The following is a 23,237-nucleotide window of genomic DNA, read 5'->3' as shown; positions in this document are numbered from 1 at the left end:
AGCAGTGGCCCCTTGTGAGGAACTATGCTGCTCTACATTCACGGTTTCAACAGTTCTCCCTTGTCTGACAAGGCCGTGCTTACCCGCACCTATATTGAACAACATTTTCCCGGTGTGCGACTGGAGCAACCACAGCTACCCAGTTCGCCCAAGGCGGCGATGGAACTGTTGATTCAGTTGACCGAAGCGGCCAAAGCCAAGGGCGAGCCACTGGCGTTTATCGGTTCATCCCTCGGCGGGTATTTTGCCTCTTGGCTGGCGGAGCGCTATGGCGGCAAGGCGGTATTGGTCAACCCGGCGGTGCGTCCCTTTGAGTTATTCAGCGACTATTTGGGGCCGCAATACAACCCTTATACCGACGAACATTACCAATTATTGCCACAACATCAGCAGCAGCTGATTGAATTTGATACGCCGGTCATTCTCAATCCGGATCGTTTTTTTGTATTATTACAGACTGCCGATGAGGTGCTGGATTATCGCCAGGCCCTGGGCAAATATCACTGCTGTGAGATGCTGCTGGAAAGCGGTGGAAACCATAGTTTTGTGGGTTACGGCGACAAGCTGGACGCAGTCTGCCGTTTTTTACACTTATCTTGACAATCAGATCCTCGCGGCCCACCATGGCCTGAACATAAAAGACAGTGTGCGCTATGACCAATCAATACACCTCCGATGCCATTGAAGTACTGAACGGACTGGATCCGGTAAAACGCCGTCCCGGCATGTATACCGATACCACCCGACCCAACCACCTGGGTCAGGAAGTCATAGATAACAGTGTCGATGAGGCTTTGGCAGGGTTTGCAACCCGAATCGATGTGGTGTTACACACAGACAACTCGCTGGAAGTCACAGACGATGGCCGTGGTATGCCGGTGGATATTCACCCGGAGGAGGGGATCCCCGGGGTCGAGCTGATCCTGACCAAACTGCATGCCGGTGGTAAGTTCTCCAACAAAAACTATCAGTTTTCCGGTGGTTTGCATGGGGTGGGGATCTCTGTGGTTAACGCCCTCTCCAAAAGGGTTGAGATCACGGTTCGCCGCGATGCCAAAGTGTATGAAATGGCCTTTGAGCATGGCGACAAGGCCGAGAGCCTCAGGGAAACCGGTACCTGCGGGCGCCGCAATACCGGCACCCGGGTACAGTTTTGGCCCGATCCCAGCTATTTTGACTCACCGAACTTTTCGGTCACCAAGCTGACTTATCTGTTGCGGGCCAAGGCGGTACTCTGTCCTGGGCTTAGAATTCGTTTCGCCAACAAACAAAACGGTGAGGTTCATGAGTGGTTTTATGAAGAGGGCCTGACCGATTATCTGAAAGACTCCCTCAAAGAAGCCCCGGCGCTGCCACAGGAGCCTTTTGTCGGCAGTATCAAGACCAATCTGGAAGCCGCCGACTGGGCCATTACCTGGCTGCCTGAGGGCGGCGACAGTATCAGCGAAAGCTATGTCAACCTGATCCCAACGCCGCTTGGGGGGACCCATGTGAACGGTTTCCGTCAGGGACTGCTCGAGTCGATGCGTGAGTTCTGTGAGTTTCGCAACCTGATCCCAAGGGGGATTAAGCTTAGCCCGGAAGATATCTGGGACAAGGCCAGTTTTATTCTGTCGGTGAAGATGCAAGATCCGCAATTTGCCGGCCAGACCAAGGAGAAACTCTCCAGCCGCCAGTGTTCTGCGTTTGTGTCGGGTGTGGTGCGTGATGCCTTCAGCCTCTGGCTCAACAGCAACACAGATCAAGCCGAACTGCTGGCCGAGATGTGCATCAACAACGCCCAGAAGCGCCTCAAGGCAGCGAAGAAAGTCGCCCGAAAGAAGGTCACTTCAGGCCCGGCGCTGCCCGGTAAACTGACCGACTGCACAGGTCAGGATCCGGCGCGTTCCGAGCTGTTTCTGGTGGAAGGGGACTCGGCCGGTGGCAGTGCCAAACAGGCCAGGGACAGAGAGTTTCAGGCGATCATGCCGCTGCGGGGCAAAATTCTCAACACCTGGGAAGTGGAAGCGAGCCAAGTGTTGGCCTCCCAGGAAGTGCACGACATTTCTGTGGCCATAGGCTGCGATCCCGATAGCGACGATATCTCCGAACTCAGATACGGCAAGATCTGTATTCTCGCCGATGCTGACTCGGATGGTTTGCACATAGCAACCTTGCTGTGCGCGCTGTTTTTGAAACATTATCGCACTCTGGTTGAAAAGGGGCATGTGTATATCGCTATGCCGCCACTGTTCCGTATCGATATCGGCAAAGAAGTGTTTTACGCTTTGGATGAGCCTGAAAAGCAAGGCATTCTTGACAGGATTGCCGCAGACAACAAGAAAGGAAAAGTGCAGGTCACCCGCTTTAAAGGTCTGGGTGAGATGAATCCACTGCAACTGAGGGAAACGACCATGGATCCCAACACCCGTAGATTGGTACAACTGACCATAGATGATGTCGACGAGACTGTGGCATTGATGGACATGTTGCTGGCCAAGAAGCGCTCAGGTGATCGTAAGTCGTGGCTGGAAACCAAGGGAGACCTTGCTCAGCTGTAATCGCCCTTGATGTGCCAATAACTATAAAACTTAAAGGCAAGGATATGATGAACCTGAATAACAGAGTCGGTATCGCGGCCGGCGGAGGCTTGCTCCTGCTGGGAGCGGCGTTGCTGAGTGCGGCGGCCAATGCATCTCAGTCGATGATCATTACTGTGACCAAAGGCTTTGGTGTTTCTCTCTATGCCACAGATGTTGGCGATGCCAAGCAGATGGCAGTAGGAGATGAAGGTACCCTGTTTGTCGGTTCTCACAAGAGTGGCACGATTCACGCTTTGGTCGATAGTAACAATGATGGCCGGGTTGATAAGCGTTATCTGATAGCCAAGGGCCTGGATTACCCGGAGGCCTTGGCTTTTCACAAGGGCGATCTCTATGTTGCTCTGGAAGACAGGGTTGTGGTATTCCGTGATATCGAACCCAGGCTCAGGCGCCCTCCGCGGGCACGGGAAGTCTATGATCAACTGCCGGGCAATGGTAAGAAAAGCGCCAGAGCCATGCGCTTTGGCCCGGACGACAGGCTCTATATCGCCATCAGCGCCCCCTGCAATGTGTGTGAGCCCAGTGCCCCTTTTGGCAGCATCATTGCCGTGGATGTGAACTCGGGCAGTAGTCAGCAGATAGCGCTCGGAATACGCAATGTCATAGGTTTTGACTGGTCGCCACTGGATAACCGCCTCTGGTTTGCCGATATGAGCCGCGACTGGATGGGGGATAATCTGCCACCGGATGAAATCAACCGGGTCGATGTTGCCGGGGCGCATTATGGTTTTCCATATGTGCATGGCAAAGCGGTGCAGGAGCCTGCCTATGAAGAGCCCAAGAGCCTGAATATTACCAAGCCAGTCTATGAACTGCCGGCGCATGTGTCTCCTATGGGGATGCTGTTTTATCGGGGAACCCAGTTTCCCGCCGAATATCACAACCAGATTTTATTGGCTGAGAACGGCTCCTGGAACCGTTCCAGTAAGGTGGGCTACCAGATAGTGGTGTTGGAAACCGATGGCCGTCAGGTGAGCAATCGCCGCACCCTGGTGAGTTTTCTCGATGGTGAGTTTCCGGTGGCCAGACCCCATTCACTGGCGATGGCCCCGGATGGCGCCGTCTATATTTCGGATGATCTGAAGGGAAACATCTACCGCCTGTACTACAAAGACACTGATGCAGAAGATGCTGAATCTGAGTCGGACTATGCGCCGACACCTGAACAGGAAAATGAATAATGAGTGATGCGATAGCCTTGAGCCTGGATGGCGTGGAGCAGATGCCGCTCAGGCGCTTCACCGAAGAGGCGTATCTCAACTATTCCATGTATGTGATCATGGACCGGGCCTTGCCCCATATCGGCGATGGTCTCAAGCCGGTGCAACGGCGAATCGTCTACGCCATGAGCGAGCTGGGATTATCGGCGGCGGCCAAATACAAGAAGTCGGCCCGTACCGTGGGTGACGTGCTGGGTAAGTATCACCCGCACGGCGATAGCGCCTGTTACGAAGCCATGGTACTGATGGCGCAACCCTTTACCTATCGCTATCCCTTGGTGGATGGTCAGGGTAACTGGGGAGCTCCGGACGATCCCAAGTCGTTTGCGGCCATGCGTTATACCGAAGCCAGGCTATCCAAGTTTTCCGAGGTACTGCTCAGCGAGCTAGGTCAGGGAACAGTGGACTGGGGCGTCAACTTCGACGGCACCCTGAAAGAGCCTTTGGTACTGCCTGCCAGACTGCCGCATATTCTGCTCAACGGTATTACCGGTATCGCAGTGGGTATGGCCACGGATATTCCGCCCCATAACGCCCGCGAGTTGGCCAATGCCTGTATCGAGCTGCTGGATAATCCCAAGGCTGACCTGCCGCGGCTAATGGAATTCGTGCCCGGGCCCGATTATCCGACAGCTGCCGAGATCATTACCCCGAGCGCCGAAATCGCCAAGGTCTATGAATCGGGCCGCGGCTCAATCAAGGCCCGTGCGGTTTACACTGTGGAAAACGGTGAAGTGGTGATAACGGCTTTGCCACACCAGGCCAGCTCCAGCAAGATCCTCGAGCAGTTGGCGGCGCAGATGCAGGCCAAGAAGCTGCCTATGGTGACAGACTTGCGCGATGAGTCGGACCATGAAAGTCCGGTTCGCTTGGTGATAGTGCCGAGATCCAACCGGGTCGATATCGAACAGTTGATGGCGCACCTGTTTGCCACTACAGATCTGGAGAAGAGCTACAGGGTCAACCTCAATGTGCTTGGTCTCGATGGTCGGCCTCAGGTCAAGGGGCTCAAGCAACTCTTGAGTGAGTGGCTGGAGTTTCGAATTCATACTGTGCGCCGCCGTCTGGAATTTCGTCTGGATAAAGTCCTGGCCAGGTTGCATATTCTTGAAGCCTTGATGATTGCCTTCCTCAATATTGATGAAGTGATAGAAATCATCCGCTTCCACGACGAACCCAAGGCCGAGTTGATGCGCCGCTTTGGGCTGACAGACAAGCAAGCCGAAGCAATTCTGGACCTCAAGCTGCGCCATCTGGCCAAGCTGGAAGAGATGAAGATCCGTGGTGAGCAGGATGAGCTTGAAGCCGAGCGGGAAAAGTTGCAGCAACTGCTCAGTTCGGAACGCCGCCTGAAGACCTTGATCAAGAAAGAACTGCAGGCAGATGCGGAAACCTATGGTGATGACCGCCGCTCGCCACTGGTGGTGAGAAGCGAATCCAGAGCACTGTCTGAGCAGGAGTTGGTGCCGACCGAGCCCGTGACTGTGGTGTTGTCTGAAAAGGGCTGGGTACGCTGTGCCAAGGGCCATGATATAGACGCCGCCGGGTTGTCCTACAAGGCTGGTGACAGTTTCCTCTGCGCCGCAGCCGGCCGCAGCAACCAGCAATCTGTGTTTATTGACAGCGCCGGGCGCGCCTTCGCCACGGATACCCATACTCTGCCTTCGGCCCGTAGCCAAGGGGAACCTATTACCACCAGATTCAATCTGGCCCCAGGGGAGAGCATGGAGCACGTATTGCTCGGGGATGATGATAACTGCTTCCTACTGGCGAGTGATGCCGGTTACGGCTTTATCTGCGCCTTTAAGGACATGGTGTCGCGCAATAAGGCGGGTAAGGCTTTGCTGACACTGCCGGCCAATGCCAAGGCTTTAACGCCGCGTAAACTGGACAAGTCCAGACCCAGTTCGATTCTGGCCATTACCAATGAAGGGCGGATGCTGATGTTCTCCATGGAGGCGCTGCCGCAGTTGGCCAAGGGTAAGGGCAACAAGATCATCGGCATCCCATCGGAGCGGGCGAAAAACCGCGAAGAGTTGGTGACCCATCTATATCTGGTGCCGGAGGGTGCCAATGTCACCCTCTGGGCCGGCAAGCGTAAGCTGACATTGAAGAGCAGCGATCTGGAACATTACCGTGGGGAGCGAGGCCGTCGTGGCGCCAAGCTGCCAAGAGGGTTGCAAAGGGTCGACAGTGTCGAGGTCAGTTTGGAGGAGCCGGCGTTGTAGCCCGGCCCAGAAATTACAAAAGCCGCATTATGATGCGGCTTTTGTTTTTTTACCCAATATATCAGGCGACTTCGTAATAATTGGGCTCGAGATCCAGCTGATTCTGGATGATTTGCGTCGCCATCCGTACACACTTACCGCATTGATCACCCACACCGAGGCGTTTTTTCACCTCGCTGAGGCTAACATCTCCCTGGCTGACAGCCTGCTTTATCTGGGTATCCGTAATCGCATGACACAGACAAACGTACATTTATCGGGCTCCGGTTGCTGCTGGTAAGTGGAAAGCAATTTTTAGTTTGTAATTCTAAATGAAAACCGTTATCAATACTAATAACGCTTGGGTATATTTTAGGGCTGATCACCCTTTAGTTGGTTATTAGGTCTTTAGTCAGCCAATAGCACCGCGCCCGGAGGAATGGGCGCGCTAGAGTAAGGATTAGTAGCCTCTGTCGAAGTACACCAGGTTCTCCAGTGATTCGGCATTGAGGTAGTGGTGATAGTTGCGGGAGAAAATATCGACCACCTGAGACGGGAAGCTGGGCGCCGAAATATGGGGAGTGATTACCGCATTGGGGCAATCCCAGATGGGGTGCAGCGGTGACAGCGGCTCTTGGGCAAACACATCCAGCACGGCTTTGAGCCGGTTTCTGCGACCGAGTTCGACCACCAGGGCATCCAGATCTAGGGCGTCGCCGCGGCCTATGTTGAACAGTATCGCGCTGTCTTTGAGTTGTGCCAGCTTCTCTTTGCTCAGCAAGCCTCGGCTCTCCTGAGTGCTCGGCAGAGTGTTGACGACCACATCGGCCTGGTGCAAAAGCTCATCGAGCTGGGCCGGGCTGATGATGCAATCAAAGCCCGCGACGGCCCTTTGGCTGCGGTTCATACCCCAGACCTGCATCTTGAAGTGCTTGGCGCTGGCGGCCAGGTGCTCGCCGATGGAACCCGTGCCCAGGATCAGCATCTTCATCCCCTGCAGGGTGGCCAGGGAACCTGGGTGCCAGTATTTCTCCTGCTGTTGGTGATGATACAGCGCATGTTGGCGAACTTCGGCGAGCAGATAACCGAACACATATTCACTCATCAAGGGGCCGAAGATACCTTTCACATTGGTCAGCAGGTAGTCTTTCCTGGTTTTAGCGCCAAGCAGTTTATCGACACCGGCGAAGGTTGATTGCAACCAACTGAGATTCTTGCCGTGACTCAGCAGCGGTTGGGCCAGAGCCGGCTCGGCCAGCCAGATATCGGCACTGGCGATATTGGCCGGGTCATCGCCCAGGATAGTAAGGCCAGGAAGTGATTTTTCTGACAACAACTGTCGATATTCAGCATTTTCCCGGGTGAGTAACAGCAGCTTGTATGCCATAGTATCTGTCCTTGTTGTTTTCGTTATTTTTATGGATTTTATATTTTAATGGATTCAGTTACGCAACTGCTGACCCAGCTGGGCAGTCAGCTCTATCCCTGGCTCAATGAGATTGCCACCGCCATGGTTGCCTGCGTCATTTTGGTGTTCGGTGCCGATTTCAACCGTTTTCTGCGCCGTAAGCTTGGAGCACGCAACTTTGTGCTACGCACGCTGATCTTTATTCTGGTCAACGCCTTTGGTTACGGCATGCTGATAGTGGCGCTCAGTCCCTGGCTCGCCAGGCAGCTGGCGCACTTACCGGCACTGTGGACTTTACTCTTGGTCAGCGCCACTTTTATCTTTGTCGGCAGTTGGGCCCAGCGCAATAACCAGAGTTGAATACACTAATCAGAGAGCATTCAAACGACTAATCACTCAAACCAGTGGCGGTAGTCGGTTTGTGACTCCTGAGTCAATGCGGCGGCGGCTCTGTCTGGATAGTTGGCAAAAATACCATCTATCCCCAGCGCCGCCAGCGCCCTGATATCATCGGCATCATCTACGGTATAGACATACACTTTGGCACCGCGCTGATGAGCATCGGCTACCAGTTCACGGCTGATAAAGCTGATATCCAGATGCAGTGACCAGGCCTTGAGCTCACTGACCACGGCGGCTTGGTTGAGCGCTATCCCCTCGAGCAGTGGTGCCACGGGTACGTTGGGCAACTGCTGTTTTACCTGTTTGAGCCAGAGATGATTGAATGAAGACACCAGCAGCTGCTCAGGCTGGTAGCCGAGTTGCAGTAGCTGAGGGTATTGCTGGATAAAAGGCTCGACACAACCCACTCCCTTGAGCTCTATGTTGACCGTCATGCGACCCTCGATAAGCTCAAGTACCTGGCGCAGGGTAGGGATAGGTTCTCCCTCGACCCTAAGCTGCCGTAGATAGCTGCTGCTTTGCTGCGCGAGCAGCCCTTTGCCGTTGCTCTTGGGGCTCAGGCGGCGGTCATGGAAGACCCAGAGCTCACCATCGGCATGATGTACATCCAGCTCAACTGCCTCACATCCAAGCTCTAGTGCCAGCGCCATCGCCTTAAGGGTGTTTTCCGGCGCATAACCACTGGCGCCACGGTGCGCGAAAATCAACATCTGCGATTAACCTCTGATAATACCGCTGGTGTCTTTGTTGTGCGTGTTGCTGATATGCACTTCCAACTGAGGGTAAGCCAGCTCCAGCTGGTTCTCCTTGAGCTTCTTGCTGATCCGCTTGTGCAGATCGTGGCGCAGCGGCCAGCGGGAAGACATATCTTTGGCGTAAGCCCTGACTTCATAGTCCTGAGTGTGCTTGCCGAAACCGGCAAACCAGACTTCCGGCTCAGGGGTTTCCAGTGCGTTTTCACACTCTTTCACTGCCTGATAGAGCGCGGCCTCCACCCGGGCAGGATCTGAATCCCTGGCGACCGAAACATAGATGATCACCCGGGTAATGGGATCTGACAGCGACCAGTTAATTAACTGCTCTGTGATAAAGGCCTTGTTGGGGATGATAATCTCTTTCCTGTCCCAATCTATGATGGTGGTTGCGCGAATTTTGATCTTGGAAACCGTGCCTGTGAGCTCACGAATAGTGACGGTATCGCCGATACGCACCGGCTTTTCAAACAGTATGATAAGGCCCGAGATAAAGTTGGCGAAGATCTCCTGCAGACCAAAACCCAGACCCAGAGTCAAGGCCGCAATCAACCATTGCAGCTTGGACCACTCCATCCCCAGGGTGGCAAAGCCGATGACGATACCGATAAAGACCACCAGGTAACGGGTCACAGTGGTGATGGCAAAGCCGGTTCCCGGGGTGAGATCCAGCTTTTGCAGCACAGTCAGCTCCAACAGGCCGGGCAGATTGGTGGCTATCATCATGGAAAAGCCGACCACAATGGCGCCAAATACCAGCGACTTCATGGTGATGGGCAGAGGCTGCTCGACTCCGCCTACCCCGGTAGTCGTTGTTGTCCAAAGAGTAATGCCGTCGAGGAAGCTGAACAGGGCGGTGTGGGTTTGGGTCCACAGGCCGACCAAACAGGCCAGAAACGCCAGCAGCAGCAGGGATCTCACCAAACCCAGTGATTGGCTGGACATGGTTTCCAAATCGACTACCGGCTCTTCATAGGTGTCCTGATGATCGTTGGTGCCCGATGAGGTATCGCCTTTTTCCCGCTGCGCCAGACGCTCGGCTCGGCGGGCCTTGGCGCGATCGAAGGCGATGCGGCGCCTTTCAATCAACATCCAACGTTTCAGCAACTGGTACAGCAACAGGAAGCCGAGTCCCAGCAGTAAAGAAAGCTGCAGCTGCAGCAGCATCTGGAAGGCGGTGAAATAGTAGCCCCTGAATGCCAACACGGCGCTCAGTGGCGGCACCAGCAACAGCAGCAGCCACAGCAGCTTTTGCAGCAGGCGCTTGTTCTTGTCGTCCAGATGGCTTTCACGGTAGCGACGGGACAGAGTCAGTACGTCCCGATAGAGCATAAACAGCATGATACAGAACAGAATAAAGGCACCGCGGCCTATGCTGTTGCGCACCAGAGAGGAGTCGAGAATTTCGGTAAAGCCCATGACGCCCACCAGAGGCATGGCCATGATGACAAAGCGGCGAAAACGCTGTTGGCCTTGACGGATCACCTCTTGCGGCCGTTTGAAATGGCCTATGAGCAGGCCCTTGTCCAGCGCCAGCAGATAGATGAAGCGATAGAGCTGGTACAGGCTGCCTATGGCCAGTACACCCATGCCTATGGCCTGAATGGGATTACTGTCTGACTGCAGCATGATTAAGCCGGCAGCCACTATGGGAAAGGGTTTGAATAGACTGTAACCGGCGCTGATCACTAATGTCTGGATGGTGTAGATGAACTTGTCCTGGGTCACCTTGCCGACCGGCGCCTCACATTCGCGCATCATGGTCTTGAATCTGGGGGTGAGAATATCCTGGGCCACCAGACACAACACCACCAGGATGATCCACCAGGACCAGTATGGACTCAGTTCGGTCAGTCCCTGCTTTATCTCAGGCAGACTGGTTTGTTGCCAGAGCCAGAGACTGGAGCGCTGCAGATCCGTCAGCCACAGCTTGCTGATGCTGTAGGCATTGGGTACCCAGAACAGGTGTTCATTGAGGGTGGACTTGAGCCTCTGGTAGCTGTCGGTGAGCAGCTCATATTTGCTCTTGAGCTTGGCCAGTTCACTGAGATAAGTGTCATAGCCTTTCAATAGTTGATTCAGCAAAGCCTGTTGCGACTCAAGCAGCCGCAGCTGAGATTCATTGCTGTAGGCCTGGGTCGTTAGCAGTTGCTCATTGGCGGCAAACTGCTGCTCAATCTGATAGCGATTGAGTCTGGCATCGGCTATCTGGGTCTGCAGGTGTTCTTGGTTGGGGGGCTTTGGCAGTGACTGCAGGATCTGCAAAAAGCGCTCACCGAAAACCGGGTTCATCTTGACCCAGCTTATCTGCTCCTTGATGTTGTCCAGTTGCTTGCTGTGGGACTGATCCAGCTTCTCCGCTTGTTCTTGCAGGGCTATGGTCTGCGCGGTCTGCTCCGTCAGTAGCTGCAATTGCTGGCCATATCTCTGGTTGGCCAGACTCAGCTCTGTGGTCAGGCGATCGCGGCCATCAGCCTCGGCATTGAGGGTTTCGGCCAGTGTGGCATTGACCTGCTGCTGCCTGGCATCGGTAATGGCGCGGTTAAGCTGTTCGATAAGCAGTTCTTGTTGCTGCAACTGCTTGCGTACCAGTTGCAGTTGTAACTGATGCAGTTCGCGCTTTTGTTGGCTGACTGCCAGTTCGCTTTCCAGCGTGGTGAGCTGTTGTTCCAGCAATAATAGCTGTGCCTGTTGCAGCTCTTTGGTGGCATTGTCAGTGGTCACTGCCTGGGCCTTTTGCTGTTGCAGCAGTGCCTGTCTGATTTTGACTATTTCGGCAGGTAACTCGCTGTGGCGCTTGAGCATGGCGCTGTTGGCCTGGCTTAGGCTGGTTTCACTCTCTTTCAGTTCGGAAAGACGCAGGTAGGCCATGGAGGCCTGCTGATCCAGATCCTGATGGAGTTCGGGCTTAAGTGGCGCGGCGGCTTCCTGCAACTGATCATAAAGATGCTGGCGCCGGCTTTCGAAATTGAGTTGCAGTTCCTGATAACTGCGGTTGGTGTCGGCAAGCTGCTGAATGCTCTTTTCCAGCTGCGCCAGTTGTTGCTCCTGCGACAGGGTTTCAGTGTTTTGTTGGTTGAGACCCAGACGTTTATCCAACCCCAGTGGCGAGTTGGCCTGGGCGGAGGCGATAAATAGACAGAACAGCAGAAGGCAGGCTCGAACCATAGTTAAATTCAAAGAGCTAAATTCAAAGAGTTAATCGACAGCTCATATTAGCTAAGTTAAGCGGGTTTTGATATGTCAGCCAAGGTTCTTTTTCGGGGCTTGTGATTTGTGACTCTGTGATGTTTCAAACAAGGCGGTAGCCACCACCAAAGTGCCACCGATAGCGGTTGCCAGAGTCAGCGATTCATCCAGTAGCAACCAGGCGAGCATGGCGCCATAGAAGGGTTGTAAACAGGCAACCAAACCGACAGTCTTGGCACTCAGGTATCTGAGTGCCGAAGTAAACAAGGCATGGGGCGCCGCGGTAAAGACGACTCCCAAAAGCAGCAGCAATCCCCAGGTTTGGTTGCTGATGTCACCGACATCAGGATTGTGCCATGGAGCCAACACCAGCACTGCTACCGCGGTTTGATAAAACATCGCCTGCTGGCCGCTGTAGGCGGTGAAGTAGCGTTTGTGCAACAGGTTACGGGCGGTGAACAAGATGGCGGAAACAACGCCAACCAGGATCCCAAGGGTAACGTCGTTGCCCAATGATGGCTCGGGGATCAGCAGAATCACCCCCAGCAGCACCGCCAAACCGCTGGCAATGTCTCTGAGGTGCAAGCGACTGCCGGTAAACCAGGGTTCGATCAGCACTGTCATCACGGGATAGGTGAAAAAGGCTATCATGCCGATGGCGACAGAGGAGAGTTGCATCGCCGCAAAGTAGGTCACCCAATGGAGGCTGACAATCACTCCAAGTAACAGGGCAATAAGGTAATCTTTGCCGCGCAGCAAGCGCAGGCGCTGACGGCTGAGTTTAACCAGCAGCGCCAGAACTATGGCGGCGATAACGCAGCGCAGCAGAGTGATATCGAGGGCGCTCAAGGGAATAAGCCGGGAGAACAGGGCGGTTCCCCCGAACAGGAGTACCGCCAGATGCAGTTCTGTCAGGCCTGTACGAGCTTGCCCCTTGGCAGACAAGTTCAGTCCTCTATTTTGGCAAAAGGTGCACCCATACGGGTCACTGCACCTGGCTCAACACCATCGGCAAATTCATCCAAGGCGTCCTTGGCAAACAGCATGACCACGGTACTGCCCAATTTGAAGCGGCCCATCTCGGCACCTTTCTCCAATGTGATCGCATCCGGCCCAGTGGTGGGGTATTCCCAGGTAAAGACGCGTTTGCCTGTCGGCGGTGTGACAGTGCCGGCCCAAACGGTTTCTATACTGGCCACTATGGTGGCGCCGACCAATACCATGGCCAGGGGGCCAATCTCGGTTTCGAATATGGCTACCACTCGCTCGTTACGGGCAAACAGCCCGGGTACATTGCGGGCGGTCAACGGATTGACCGAGAAGAGTTCGCCGGGCACATAAGTCATTTTCGACAGCGTGCCTTTGATGGGCATATGGATTCTGTGATAGTCCTTGGGCGCCAAATAAATGGTAGCAAAGTCACCATCTTCGAAGCGTTCTGCGTCTTTGGCTTGATTGCCCAGCAGAGTCAGAGCCGAATAGTGGTGACCTTTGGCTTGAAAAATGCGGCCGTCTTCAATGGGGCCACACTGACTCACGGCGCCATCGACCGGGTGCACTATATATTCTGCGTCCTGATGCAGAGGGCGAACGCCGTCTTTCAGGGCGCGGGTGAAAAAAGCGTTGAAGCTTTTGTAGGCTTCAGGCTCGCTCTGGGCCGCTTCTGACATATCTATCTTGTACTGTTTGATAAACCAGCGAATAGCCCAGGTGGTCAGCTTGCCGGCTTCGGCCGCTGCCAGTTTCCCGACCAGGCGGGACAACAGGTGTTTTGGCAGCATGTACTGCAGTGCAATCTTCACTTTATCCAATTTTTGCTTCCTTCAAATGGGCTTTGCCAGCTTAAATGTCGTCCATGCCGGCGCGGAAATGGCGGGCGTGACGCTGTTCATCCAGACTGGTGATAATTCTGTGATAATTGTTGAATCTGTCTTCGGCAATTTTGCCTTCCTCTACCGCTTTACGCAATGCGCAGCCGGGATCGTCCAGATGCTTGCAATCGCGGAATTTACAGCCGCCGAGAAAATCCCTGAACTCCACGAAGCACCAGCCGACACGGTCGGCAGGTAAGTGCCAGAGGGCAAATTCGCGAACTCCTGGAGAGTCAATCAGATCGCCGCCGCTGGGAAGGTGAACCAGTTTGGCCGTGGTGGTAGTGTGCTGACCCAGGCCTGAGTTTTCCGAGACTTCCCCGGTTTGTAACTGCGCCTGTGGCAGCAGGGCATTGACAATAGACGATTTACCTACCCCGGATTGCCCGGCAAATACACTGGTTTTGCCTTGCAACAGGGTTTTCAGTTGCTCTATCCCTTCAGCGGTTTTACTGCTGACTTTATAGACCGGGTAGCCGATAGCGCGGTAACGGGCCAGAGCCGTTTCCACTTCAACAGCCTGAGTCTCGTCCAGCAAGTCGACCTTGTTGAGAATGATCACCGGCGGGATCTCTGTGTCTTCAGCCGCCACCAGATAGCGGTCAATAATCTGGGTAGTAAAGCTCGGCAGCACAGATGACACTATAAAAATTTGATCTATATTGGCGGCAATGACTTTAACGCCATCATAGAGATCGGGCCGGGTCAGTGACGAGCTACGCGGGTGGACGGCTTCAACCACACCGGCGACAGTAGTTTGCGGATCGGTCGCCAGGCGTACCACTACTTTATCGCCGGTAACCAGGCTGCCTATGGTGCGGCGAAGATTACAACGAACCAGTTGGCCATCATGGGTTTCAATATCGGCATGCTGACCGAAACGGGAAATAACCGTGGCCTCCAGCTCGGGGCCGAGTGAGCTATCCTGTATTTCAGGAGCGGCCTCTGTAGCGTTTTTTCCACGTTGCAGACGCTTCTGATGATTGGCTTTCATACGGCGCAGTTGGCCATGACTCAATGGTTTCTTTTTACTCACAGGCTGTTCTTCGCGGTATAAGGTGATTTTGTGTCTTGGCAAAAAGCAGTATGATACACGGTCTTAAACAAAAAAGCCTGAATTTAGGCGAACAGGAGCGATAGGCTGAGCTATGGTTGCGGATGCAAATAACCTGATTTGGATAGATCTCGAGATGTCCGGGCTGGAGCCTGAAACCGATAGAGTACTGGAAATAGCCACCTTGGTTACAGACAAGGAGCTGAACATTATCGGTGAAGGGCCTGTGATAGCGATTCACCAGAGCGATGAAGTGTTGGCTGCCATGGATGATTGGAATCAACAACATCATGGCGCTTCCGGGCTAATTGAGCGGGTGAAAGCTTCGAAACACACAGAGGCTGACGCCATAGCCGAGACCATAGCTTTTTTGAGCCAGTACGTGCCTAAAGGCGTGTCCCCCATGTGTGGCAACAGTGTTGGTCAGGACAGACGCTTTCTGAACAAGTATATGCGTGAGCTGGAAGATTACTTCCATTACCGCAATATCGATGTCAGTACGGTTAAGGAACTCACCAAGCGTTGGCAGCCGGAAATCATGAAGGATTTCAAAAAGCAAAATACTCACCAGGCTTTGATGGATATTCAGGAGTCGATCGCCGAGCTGAAATTCTATCGTGAGCGGGTATTTAAAATTTGAGCGATCGGTAGATAAATCTGTTTCAGGGGGTTGCAGCAGATGGAAATTTCCATATAATGCGGCCTCACCTTTCCGCTGGTGGTAACCAGTGTGAATAGGTAAAGTGGTAAGAGTTTGACAGTTTGATGCGACATTAGCTCAGTTGATAAAACAGAAGGTCGGTACCTTTGTTGATTGTCAATTTAGATGATGAAGCTGATAAGTGATGCGACATTAGCTCAGTTGGTAGAGCGGTACCTTGCCAAGGTACAGGTCATCGGTTCGAACCCGATATGTCGCTCCAAATTCCAGACACCCACTGTCTTTAAATGTGGACTTAAGTGATGCGACATTAGCTCAGTTGGTAGAGCGGTACCTTGCCAAGGTACAGGTCATCGGTTCGAACCCGATATGTCGCTCCAAATTCCAGACGCCCACGGTCTTTAAATGTGGACTTAAGTGATGCGACATTAGCTCAGTTGATAAAACAGAGGTCGGTACCTTTGTTGATTATCAGCTCGGATGATGCAGCAAACAAGCGATGCGACATTAGCTCAGTTGGTAGAGCGGTACCTTGCCAAGGTACAGGTCATCGGTTCGAACCCGATATGTCGCTCCAAATTCCAGACTCCCACTGTCTTTAAAGGTGGATGCATTATTGCAATGCGACATTAGCTCAGTTGGTAGAGCGGTACCTTGCCAAGGTACAGGTCATCGGTTCGAACCCGATATGTCGCTCCAATCTTTATTTCCCCCTCAAAATTCTTAAAAAGTGCTTTTCGTGATCTGCCGCAGGTTTCTTGCGTTTTGTCTAATGTAGCGACATTTGTAAGCACTGATTTATGACCTTGTTCAAATATTCCCACCTTTTTTACTTCCATAATGTCTCCATACCGAATTGAATTGTGCCGTTGACGGCAGAAGAATGGAGATAGGCAGATGCGTATTCAACAGTTACGTGAACTCCTTGAATTTATAGCGAAATGTCGTCTTGATATGGCTCAGCTCTATCATAGATTACACACTCAGGCCGACTCATCCAGGGTCAAACTAATGCTGGAATATTTTGAACAGCATCAGAAACATATTGCTGAAACTCTCGAAGACTATATCGATGATGCGCCAAACAAGATCCTCGATACCTGGTACAAAGACATTGTGTTTGAGGACTTTGGCAAACGCTGCCGCGATACCATGCTGGCGGCCAATATGACAGAGGATGATGTGCTGAATCTGCATCTGGATCTGGAAAACCGCTTGATTGCCTTACTGGAAAAAACTGCCGGTTCGTCGGCTTCGGCCGAGGTAAAAGGGGCTTTGGAGGATTTGGTGCGGGTCGAGAAGATCCAGCAGCAACGACTGGTGCACAGTACCATACGTATGGACGATATTTAACGTCTCCCAGACTTGGCGGATCTGCTTGGGTCTGCCGTTAGTTCTGCCCGGCCCAGACCGGGCTTTTTCATTTTTTATCAACTTGTTTCTGATTCAAGTCATAAATACTCACTGACTTTACTGCTAGTGTGTTATCAATCATCACAGTCTTTATGCTGATTTTTTATCGGTAGTGTCAGCGCCCGAAAGATGCCAACGGCGACCAATAAGGCGCAGAGAGCCAGGAGCCAGAACCAGGGAAATGCCCCGTTAAGGGGTAATCCCAGCAGTAATACGCAGAGTATTAAAATAAGCAGTGTCAGCAGTATCATCCCTGTGCTTCCTTCCGGCATCCTTTGCCACAGCATAAGTTTAGTGAACGAGTGGATTTTTTCGAGTTAACAAGTCATCAGTATCTGTCAGTCAGGAGATAGGAGAATCGATATGGCCCAGGATTTGTCAGATATGCCCCGTCAGCTGTATAGCGCCAAAGCCGTGCGCCAGGCCGAATTGGACTGGGTGGCAGCCGGACAGGGCAGCCTCTATGAGTTGGTCGAGCGGGCAGGGAAAGCCGCCTTTGAGTTATTGGCGGCCAAGCTGACTCAAGGCAGCCGGGTACTGGTCATTGCCGGGCAGGGAAACAACGGCGCCGATGCTTTGGTTTGTTTGCGCTGGTTATTGAACTCGGGTTTCAACGCCAGCCTGTTTATCTTTCCCGCCAGTCAGCCCAGTACCGAGTGGCAGCAAGCCTGGAATAAGTTACAGCAATCCGCGCCGAAGGTGGCTCAGGTATCAGAGATAACCGCAGCCGAATATGATTGGATAGTGGACGGCCTGTTGGGAACCGGCCTCAAGGGCGATGTCCGGCCGGAAGCCGCCGTCATGATAGTCCGGATAAATGCCGCGCGGGCCAAGGTGCTGAGTCTGGATTTGCCTTCCGGTATAGATGCCGATACCGGCGCAGCTCTAGGGGCGGCAGTCGAAGCCGAGCAGACACTCTGTTTTGCGGCCCTTAAGCAAGGGCTACTGACCGGCAGGGCCAGGCACTGCTGCGGCGAACTGCATTTTGTTGACTTGGGGCTGAGTGAATTCCTGCCACCATCGGATGTGGTCAGAGTCGGCGCTGAGTACCTCAAGGGGCTTTTCGATGCCCGCCCCAGGGACAGCCACAAGGGCAAATCGGGCAAGGTCACCGTTATAGGCGGCGATTATGGCATGGGGGGGGCAGTCAGGTTGGCGGGCGAAGCCTGTCTCAGGGCCGGCGCCGGTTTGGTCACTGTGGTGAGCCGGCCGGAGCATCAGCTCACGGTCAATGCCAACAGGCCGGAACTGATGTTCTGGGGCTGTGAATTGGTGGATATGGAGGTTTATTTGCGCCTTGGCTGGGCACAGGTACTGGTGTTGGGGCCAGGGCTTGGCCGCGCCGACTGGGGATACAATCTGTTCAAGGCGGTCAGCCTGAGCGATAAGCCCTGCGTGCTGGATGCCGATGCGCTCAATCTCTTGAGCCAGGAAAAACGCTCCCAGGACAATCGGGTTCTGACCCCTCATCCGGGGGAAGCCGCCAGGTTGCTGGCAACGGATACTGCTGATGTCGAAGCCGACAGGTTTGCAGCGGTTAGAAAGCTGCAGGCTCAATATGGTGGTGTGGTACTGCTCAAGGGCGCGGGTACTCTCATTTATGATGGTAAACAGCTGTTTGTTGCCCCTGTGGGGAATCCCGGGCTCGCCAGCGGTGGGTGCGGCGATGTGTTATCTGGTATAATCGGCGCGCTGATGGCTCAGGGGCTGGACAACACCCGCGCGACTGTGGCAGGCGTGATAGTTCACGGCGGCGCTGCCGATCTTGCTGCCCGTGATGGGGAGAGAGGCATGCTCGCCAGCGATCTTATGCCCTGGATCCGCCATCTGGTAAACACTGACTTGTAAGCTTAATGGGCCAATGTAAGGCGTGGATCCTCACTTAAATGACTATCGAACATAGCTTGACTCTGCAATTGGCAGATGAGACTCAAACTGTCGCCTTCGGGCGGCAATTGGCGGCCTTGATCAGTGCGCCGCTGACCATTTATCTGACCGGAGAACTTGGTGCCGGCAAAACGACTTTCAGCCGTGGTTTAATTCAAGCCTTGGGTCATCAAGGTGCGGTTAAGAGTCCGACCTATACACTCGTGGAACCTTATGAGCTTGAAGGAATCGAAGTATATCATTTCGACCTTTATCGACTCAGCGACCCTGAAGAACTGGAGTTTATGGGGATCCGGGATTACTTCAACGAGCGCAGCCTTTGCATTATTGAATGGCCGGAACAGGGAATGGGGTGCTTGCCTGCTGCCGATATACATCTGCATATCAAGTATGCTAATACTGGTCGCGAAGTCTCTCTGCAAGCCGGTTCCGACAAGGGTAAGGTGCTATTAAGAAAAATAACAAACAATGGTAAAGACTAATAACATCTTATTTAAACTGACTTTTTTTGTTATCTGTTGGGTAATGGCGGCGCCAACTTGGGCAGCCAATAAACTCGACGGTGTGCGTATTTGGGCGGCGCCTGAGTCTACCCGGGTGGTATTTGACTTAAGCCAGGCGCCTGATTACAGCTATTTCACACTGAGCAACCCTGACAGACTTGTGGTGGATCTGAAAAAGAGCACCAATGGCGTCAAGCTGGAAAAAGTTGAAAACAACAGCCCCTTGGTCAAAAGGGTGCGCTTGAGCCAGCCGCCGGAGAAAGGCACCTTGCGGGTGGTCATAGATCTCAAGCGGGCCGCTAAGGCCAATCTGTTCTCCCTGCCGCCAACTGCACCATACGGCAACCGTTTGGTGGTGGATCTCGATGACAAGAGCACTTCGGCCAAAGCCAGGGTAACCCCGACAGCCACTGAAGCGGTGCGGGATGTGATTATTGCCATCGATGCCGGTCATGGTGGTGATGACCCTGGCTCTATCGGGCCTTCCGGTTTGTACGAGAAAAAGGTCTCACTGGCGATTGCCAAGCGAGTCGAGCAGAAAATCAACGCGACTCCCGGACTTAAAGCCGTGATGATTCGCACCGGTGACTACTTTGTTAACCTGAACCGTCGCTCGGAACTGGCGCGTCAGAGTAAGGCCGATCTGCTGATCTCAATCCACGCCGATGCCTTTACTTCACCTCAGCCCAGAGGCGCCTCTGTATGGGTGCTCTCCATGCGCAGAGCCAATACCGAGATCGGCCGCTGGCTGGAGCAGAAAGAGAAACATTCAGAGCTGCTCGGCGGTGCCGGTGAGATTATTCAAAATACCGATAATGAACAGTATCTGGCGATGACCTTGCTGGATATGTCGATGGATAGATCCATGGCGATGAGTCACACAGTGGCCAGCGACATACTTTCTGGTTTGGGTAAGGTGACCAAACTGCACAAGCACAAGCCCGAGTCGGCGAGCCTGGCGGTACTCAAGTCGCCGGATATCCCGTCCATTCTGGTGGAGACTGGTTTTATCTCCAACCCTCAGGAAGAGAAGTTGCTCAGTAATGCCAACCATCAGGACAAGCTGGCCAAGGCGATTCATAAAGGCGTGCTCAAGTATTTTGAAGCCAATCCGCCGGCCGGTACCATGCTGGCCAAACAGGGCGTGATTAAACACAAGGTTGTCAGAGGTGAATCTCTGTCGGTAATCGCCAATCGTTATGAGGTGTCGGTGGCCGATATCAAGAAAGCCAATAACCTGAAATCGGATGTAGTGCGTATAGGTCAGCAACTGGTTATCCCCAGAGCCTGAGGAAGAAATGGCAATTCAGATATTACCCCCACAACTGGCCAACCAGATTGCGGCGGGCGAAGTGGTAGAGAGGCCGGCCTCCGTCGTGAAGGAGCTGGTGGAAAACAGCCTGGATGCCGGTGCAACCCGAGTCGATATTGAAATCGATAAGGGCGGCGCCAAGCTTATTCGAATTCAGGACAATGGCGGCGGTATCGCCAAGGAGGAACTGGCACTGGCGCTGTCCCGTCACGCCACTTCCAAGGTGCATACACTGGACGATCTTGAAGCCATTCTCAGCTTTGGCTTTCGAGGCGAGGCGCTGGCCAGTATCAGTTCGGTTTCCCGTCTGACCCTGACATCTCGCACGGCCGAACAATCCGAGGCCTGGCTTGCTTACGCCGAAGGCGCGGATATGGGGGTCAAGATACTGCCTGCGGCTCATCCAGTGGGTACCAGTATTGAAGTGGTCGATCTCTTCTTCAATACCCCGGCGCGCAGACGTTTCCTCAAGAGTGACAAGACAGAATTCACCCATATCGATGAGTGGCTGAAAAGGATTGCGCTGGCTAGGCCGGAAATTCACCTGACTTTGAAACACAATGGCAAACAGGTGCGCAACTATCGTCCGGCAGAGAATGAAGCCCAATATCTGCAGCGTCTGGCTCAGGTTTGTGGTCGTCCGTTTGCCGAGCAGGCGTTGAAGGTGGAATGTCAGCATGACGACATGCGCCTCAGTGGCTACCTGCAGTCACCCTGGCAAGTTGAGCCTTGTGATACTCACTATTTTTATGTCAATGGCCGCCTGGTCAGAGACCGTTTGATGAACCATGCGGTCAGGCAAGCCTTTGCCGGTTTGGCCGAGTTGGAACAACCAGGCTATGTGCTGATGCTGGAGCTGGATCCCCACCAGGTAGATGTCAATGTGCACCCGGCCAAGCATGAGGTGCGTTTCCATCAGGCCAGATATGTGCACGATTATATTCTGCAGGCCTTGAGCTCTGCCCTGCAGCAAGCGCAGCAACTGCCGGTCGATGACGTTAATCCGCATTTAAGCCAAACAGATTATGCTGCGGCCATTGACGCGCGTTCAGACGCCGCTGGCACAAGCTTCACCCAAGGTGGGACGACAGATAGCAGCCGTGCCGAGCCGAGTTTTCGCGAGCCCGAGTCAAGCGGCGGCAGCGCTGGATATCAAAGCCAATATAGCGGCAACGCCCCTTTAGGTGGCAAGGCATCGGGTTCATATTCTGGGGGCAATCCCCGTCAGGGAGCCGCTGCCCCGTCCAAGTCGGCCATCAGCAGTTATGGCGCTTTATTGTCGACGCCTGGCGTGGTCAATGAAGCAAGCCCAGAAGCTAAGATGACCGTCATGCCGCCTCTGCTGGATGGCGAGCATTGGGTGTTGGTCGAAGATGAGCAACTTAAACTGCTCAAGGTGAAAGCTGCTGCCAAGCGATTGAGATATATTGAGATTATCGCTCGCATCCCTACCGGGCTGACTGGTCAGCCCCTGTTGATGCCGGTTGCTGTGGATGCCGACCCTGAATGGCCGGTATTGCTGGAGGAAAGGGCGACTCTGCTGAGGCAGCTAGGGCTGGATCTCAGTATTCGTCATTCGCAGTTGATAATCAAAAAAGTGCCCCCATATCTGAGGGACACGCAGCTGGCGAGTTTGATCCCTGAGCTGCTGCAATGGCTCAGATTTGAGCAGCCCCAGGAAGCGGCCTTGGCTAATTGGCTGGCGCAGAGCAGCTTAAGTAGCTTTGTTTCGGCACCATTGATATGGCAGGGGATCTCTGCATTGGACGAGCAAGCTCGACAAGAAATTTTACAGCTGGCCAAGGTATTGCCCTGGCAGCAATGGTTGGAAGAAGAAGGCAGTGAGTAAGGCGAAACAGCCAAGAGTGCTGACATTGATGGGGCCCACTGCCTCAGGAAAAACAGCGTTGGCGCTGGAACTCGCCGAACATCACAACTGCGAGATCATCTCGGTAGATTCGGCACTTATCTATCGGGAAATGGATATAGGCACGGCTAAGCCCAGCGCGGAAGAGCTGGCTCGCGGGCCGCACAGGCTGATAGATATCCGCGATCCCCGCGAAAGTTATTCAGCTGCCGATTTTCGCAGCGATTGTCTGCGGGAGATTGAGCAGATAATCAGCATGGGAAAAACCCCGCTTTTGGTGGGTGGTACCATGTTGTATTTTAAAGCATTATTGGAAGGCTTATCGCCACTTCCCAGTGCCGATGAGGGGATAAGGGCTCAGATACAGCAGGAAGCCGAGCAGCAAGGCTGGCAAATGCTGCATCAGGAGTTGGCGCGGATTGACCCGGTTTCGGCCGCACGCATTCATCCCAATGACCCACAGCGACTGGCTCGGGCACTGGAGGTATATCGTATCAGCGGTAAGAGTTTAACTGAGCTGACTCAATCCAAATCTCCAGAGCTTCCCTATGATGTGGTGCAGTTTGCCATTGCGCCACAGGAGCGCAAGACGCTGCATGGGCTGATTGAGACAAGATTTAAGCAGATGCTGCAGGCCGGATTCACAGACGAAGTGGCCAAGCTGAAGCAAAGGGGCGATCTGCACCTGGATATGCCCTCTATGCGCTGTGTTGGATATCGTCAGTGTTGGCAATATCTGGAGGGTGAATTTGACCATGATACTATGGTCGAAAAAGCCGTCGCTGCTACTAGGCAATTGGCAAAGCGTCAATTAACATGGTTGCGAGGATGGCCAGAGTTGAATTGGCTGGAGAGCGGGGCGCAAGGGAATATAGTTCAGCTTATACGCCACTGCCGCTAGCTTAATAG

20 protein-coding genes and 4 tRNA genes are annotated in these 23,237 nt (G+C 53.6%); 16 read left to right on the top strand and 8 right to left on the bottom strand.

Annotation, left to right across the window (positions count from 1 at the left end):
- Positions 1-24: 24 nt before the first annotated feature.
- Genes ACF8D4_RS12290 through parC form a run of 4 tightly spaced genes read left to right on the top strand, consistent with a single transcriptional unit; the run spans position 25 to position 6,030 of the window.
- Positions 25-600 (top strand): YqiA/YcfP family alpha/beta fold hydrolase, encoded by a 576-nt coding sequence (locus ACF8D4_RS12290; protein ID WP_392465612.1) that lies wholly within the window; start codon positions 25-27, stop codon positions 598-600.
- Between the two features lie 53 nt (positions 601-653).
- The gene (parE, locus tag ACF8D4_RS12285) at positions 654-2,540 is read left to right on the top strand and encodes a DNA topoisomerase IV subunit B (RefSeq protein ID WP_025009362.1); all 1,887 of its coding nucleotides are present in this window, start codon (positions 654-656) and stop codon (positions 2,538-2,540) included.
- 47 nt (positions 2,541-2,587) lie between these two features.
- The gene (locus tag ACF8D4_RS12280) at positions 2,588-3,763 is read left to right on the top strand and encodes a sorbosone dehydrogenase family protein (RefSeq protein ID WP_093982098.1); all 1,176 of its coding nucleotides are present in this window, start codon (positions 2,588-2,590) and stop codon (positions 3,761-3,763) included.
- Positions 3,763-6,030, top strand: coding sequence for a DNA topoisomerase IV subunit A (parC, locus tag ACF8D4_RS12275; RefSeq protein WP_044733649.1), 2,268 nt, complete (start codon positions 3,763-3,765; stop codon positions 6,028-6,030). The genes ACF8D4_RS12280 and parC overlap by 1 nt, the downstream gene beginning before the upstream one ends.
- Positions 6,031-6,091: 61 nt before the next feature.
- On the opposite strand, the gene ACF8D4_RS12270 is transcribed toward parC, so the two are convergent.
- Both ACF8D4_RS12270 and ACF8D4_RS12265 read right to left on the bottom strand, forming a co-directional pair.
- A complete protein-coding gene (locus ACF8D4_RS12270) occupies positions 6,092-6,283 on the bottom strand; it encodes a bacterioferritin-associated ferredoxin (protein ID WP_025009364.1) in 192 nt (63 codons plus the stop codon).
- 186 nt (positions 6,284-6,469) lie between these two features.
- A complete protein-coding gene (locus ACF8D4_RS12265; protein ID WP_392465609.1) occupies positions 6,470-7,396 on the bottom strand; it encodes a D-2-hydroxyacid dehydrogenase in 927 nt (308 codons plus the stop codon).
- Between the two features lie 48 nt (positions 7,397-7,444).
- Here ACF8D4_RS12265 and ACF8D4_RS12260 point away from each other — a divergent pair, with 48 nt between their 5' ends.
- Positions 7,445-7,777 carry a DUF3392 domain-containing protein gene (locus ACF8D4_RS12260; RefSeq protein ID WP_025009366.1) on the top strand — a complete coding sequence of 111 codons (333 nt, stop codon included), beginning with the start codon at positions 7,445-7,447 and terminating at the stop codon, positions 7,775-7,777.
- A 32-nt stretch (positions 7,778-7,809) separates the two neighbouring features.
- Here ACF8D4_RS12260 and ACF8D4_RS12255 read toward each other — a convergent pair whose 3' ends face one another.
- The 5 genes from ACF8D4_RS12255 to rsgA form a co-directional block, all read right to left on the bottom strand.
- Entirely contained in the window at positions 7,810-8,529 is a 720-nt protein-coding gene (locus tag ACF8D4_RS12255) for a glycerophosphodiester phosphodiesterase (protein ID WP_335901420.1), read from the bottom strand.
- A 6-nt stretch (positions 8,530-8,535) separates the two neighbouring features.
- The gene (locus tag ACF8D4_RS12250) at positions 8,536-11,739 is read right to left on the bottom strand and encodes a mechanosensitive ion channel domain-containing protein (RefSeq protein WP_144216776.1); all 3,204 of its coding nucleotides are present in this window, start codon (positions 11,737-11,739) and stop codon (positions 8,536-8,538) included.
- Positions 11,740-11,814: 75 nt separating this feature from the next.
- Positions 11,815-12,705 carry a DMT family transporter gene (locus ACF8D4_RS12245; RefSeq protein WP_371874326.1) on the bottom strand — a complete coding sequence of 297 codons (891 nt, stop codon included), beginning with the start codon at positions 12,703-12,705 and terminating at the stop codon, positions 11,815-11,817.
- A 2-nt stretch (positions 12,706-12,707) separates the two neighbouring features.
- Positions 12,708-13,571, bottom strand: a complete 864-nt coding sequence (gene asd, locus ACF8D4_RS12240; protein ID WP_025886885.1) for an archaetidylserine decarboxylase — start codon at positions 13,569-13,571, stop codon at positions 12,708-12,710.
- Positions 13,572-13,602: 31 nt separating this feature from the next.
- Entirely contained in the window at positions 13,603-14,667 is a 1,065-nt protein-coding gene (gene rsgA / locus ACF8D4_RS12235) for a small ribosomal subunit biogenesis GTPase RsgA (protein ID WP_025009370.1), read from the bottom strand.
- A 112-nt stretch (positions 14,668-14,779) separates the two neighbouring features.
- Between rsgA and orn the strand changes: the two genes are divergently transcribed.
- The 6 genes from orn to ACF8D4_RS12205 all read left to right on the top strand — a co-directional run bounded on the left by orn (position 14,780) and on the right by ACF8D4_RS12205 (position 16,699).
- Entirely contained in the window at positions 14,780-15,325 is a 546-nt protein-coding gene (gene orn, locus ACF8D4_RS12230) for an oligoribonuclease (RefSeq protein ID WP_025009371.1), read from the top strand.
- A 207-nt stretch (positions 15,326-15,532) separates the two neighbouring features.
- Positions 15,533-15,608 (top strand) — tRNA-Gly (locus tag ACF8D4_RS12225).
- Positions 15,609-15,650: 42 nt separating this feature from the next.
- Positions 15,651-15,726, top strand: a tRNA-Gly gene (locus ACF8D4_RS12220).
- Positions 15,727-15,847: 121 nt separating this feature from the next.
- Positions 15,848-15,923: transfer RNA gene (locus ACF8D4_RS12215), tRNA-Gly, on the top strand.
- Positions 15,924-15,969: 46 nt separating this feature from the next.
- Positions 15,970-16,045: transfer RNA gene (locus ACF8D4_RS12210), tRNA-Gly, on the top strand.
- A gap of 198 nt (positions 16,046-16,243) precedes the next feature.
- Complete coding sequence (locus ACF8D4_RS12205) at positions 16,244-16,699, top strand: hypothetical protein (RefSeq protein ID WP_025011330.1); 456 nt, start codon at positions 16,244-16,246, stop codon at positions 16,697-16,699.
- 134 nt (positions 16,700-16,833) lie between these two features.
- On the opposite strand, the gene ACF8D4_RS12200 is transcribed toward ACF8D4_RS12205, so the two are convergent.
- Complete coding sequence (locus tag ACF8D4_RS12200) at positions 16,834-17,010, bottom strand: hypothetical protein (protein ID WP_162887874.1); 177 nt, start codon at positions 17,008-17,010, stop codon at positions 16,834-16,836.
- A gap of 112 nt (positions 17,011-17,122) precedes the next feature.
- Here ACF8D4_RS12200 and ACF8D4_RS12195 point away from each other — a divergent pair, with 112 nt between their 5' ends.
- Genes ACF8D4_RS12195 through miaA form a run of 5 tightly spaced genes read left to right on the top strand, consistent with a single transcriptional unit; the run spans position 17,123 to position 23,229 of the window.
- Positions 17,123-18,607, top strand: coding sequence for an NAD(P)H-hydrate dehydratase (locus ACF8D4_RS12195; protein WP_392468748.1), 1,485 nt, complete (start codon positions 17,123-17,125; stop codon positions 18,605-18,607).
- Positions 18,608-18,645: 38 nt separating this feature from the next.
- Entirely contained in the window at positions 18,646-19,128 is a 483-nt protein-coding gene (gene tsaE / locus ACF8D4_RS12190; protein ID WP_028779694.1) for a tRNA (adenosine(37)-N6)-threonylcarbamoyltransferase complex ATPase subunit type 1 TsaE, read from the top strand.
- Complete coding sequence (locus ACF8D4_RS12185; protein WP_028779695.1) at positions 19,115-20,440, top strand: N-acetylmuramoyl-L-alanine amidase; 1,326 nt, start codon at positions 19,115-19,117, stop codon at positions 20,438-20,440. The genes tsaE and ACF8D4_RS12185 overlap by 14 nt, the downstream gene beginning before the upstream one ends.
- Before the next feature lie 7 nt (positions 20,441-20,447).
- On the top strand, positions 20,448-22,310 hold the full coding sequence (gene mutL, locus ACF8D4_RS12180) for a DNA mismatch repair endonuclease MutL (protein WP_392465600.1): 1,863 nt from the start codon (positions 20,448-20,450) through the stop codon (positions 22,308-22,310).
- The gene (miaA, locus tag ACF8D4_RS12175; protein WP_392465598.1) at positions 22,303-23,229 is read left to right on the top strand and encodes a tRNA (adenosine(37)-N6)-dimethylallyltransferase MiaA; all 927 of its coding nucleotides are present in this window, start codon (positions 22,303-22,305) and stop codon (positions 23,227-23,229) included. Before mutL ends, miaA begins: the two co-directional genes overlap by 8 nt.
- Positions 23,230-23,237 lie beyond the last annotated feature (8 nt).

The sequence above is a fragment of the Shewanella sp. YQ_9 genome (assembly GCF_043103185.1).
Taxonomy (GTDB): domain Bacteria; phylum Pseudomonadota; class Gammaproteobacteria; order Enterobacterales; family Shewanellaceae; genus Shewanella; species Shewanella algae.
This window is presented reverse-complemented; position numbering and strand designations above follow the sequence as displayed.

Excerpts from the sequence above, each read along its gene's own strand:
- mutL (WP_392465600.1), top strand. The coding sequence starts at position 20,448 with ATGGCAATTCAGATATTACCCCCACAACTGGCCAACCAGATTGCGGCG.
- ACF8D4_RS12200 (WP_162887874.1), bottom strand. The coding sequence starts at position 17,010 with ATGATACTGCTGACACTGCTTATTTTAATACTCTGCGTATTACTGCTG.
- orn (WP_025009371.1), top strand. The coding sequence starts at position 14,780 with ATGGTTGCGGATGCAAATAACCTGATTTGGATAGATCTCGAGATGTCC.
- ACF8D4_RS12250 (WP_144216776.1), bottom strand. The coding sequence starts at position 11,739 with ATGGTTCGAGCCTGCCTTCTGCTGTTCTGTCTATTTATCGCCTCCGCC.
- ACF8D4_RS12255 (WP_335901420.1), bottom strand. The coding sequence starts at position 8,529 with ATGTTGATTTTCGCGCACCGTGGCGCCAGTGGTTATGCGCCGGAAAAC.
- ACF8D4_RS12205 (WP_025011330.1), top strand. The coding sequence starts at position 16,244 with ATGCGTATTCAACAGTTACGTGAACTCCTTGAATTTATAGCGAAATGT.
- ACF8D4_RS12270 (WP_025009364.1), bottom strand. The coding sequence starts at position 6,283 with ATGTACGTTTGTCTGTGTCATGCGATTACGGATACCCAGATAAAGCAG.
- ACF8D4_RS12290 (WP_392465612.1), top strand. The coding sequence starts at position 25 with ATGCTGCTCTACATTCACGGTTTCAACAGTTCTCCCTTGTCTGACAAG.
- tsaE (WP_028779694.1), top strand. The coding sequence starts at position 18,646 with ATGACTATCGAACATAGCTTGACTCTGCAATTGGCAGATGAGACTCAA.
- ACF8D4_RS12280 (WP_093982098.1), top strand. The coding sequence starts at position 2,588 with ATGAACCTGAATAACAGAGTCGGTATCGCGGCCGGCGGAGGCTTGCTC.
- ACF8D4_RS12185 (WP_028779695.1), top strand. The coding sequence starts at position 19,115 with ATGGTAAAGACTAATAACATCTTATTTAAACTGACTTTTTTTGTTATC.
- parC (WP_044733649.1), top strand. The coding sequence starts at position 3,763 with ATGAGTGATGCGATAGCCTTGAGCCTGGATGGCGTGGAGCAGATGCCG.
- ACF8D4_RS12195 (WP_392468748.1), top strand. The coding sequence starts at position 17,123 with ATGGCCCAGGATTTGTCAGATATGCCCCGTCAGCTGTATAGCGCCAAA.
- parE (WP_025009362.1), top strand. The coding sequence starts at position 654 with ATGACCAATCAATACACCTCCGATGCCATTGAAGTACTGAACGGACTG.
- ACF8D4_RS12260 (WP_025009366.1), top strand. The coding sequence starts at position 7,445 with ATGGATTCAGTTACGCAACTGCTGACCCAGCTGGGCAGTCAGCTCTAT.
- ACF8D4_RS12265 (WP_392465609.1), bottom strand. The coding sequence starts at position 7,396 with ATGGCATACAAGCTGCTGTTACTCACCCGGGAAAATGCTGAATATCGA.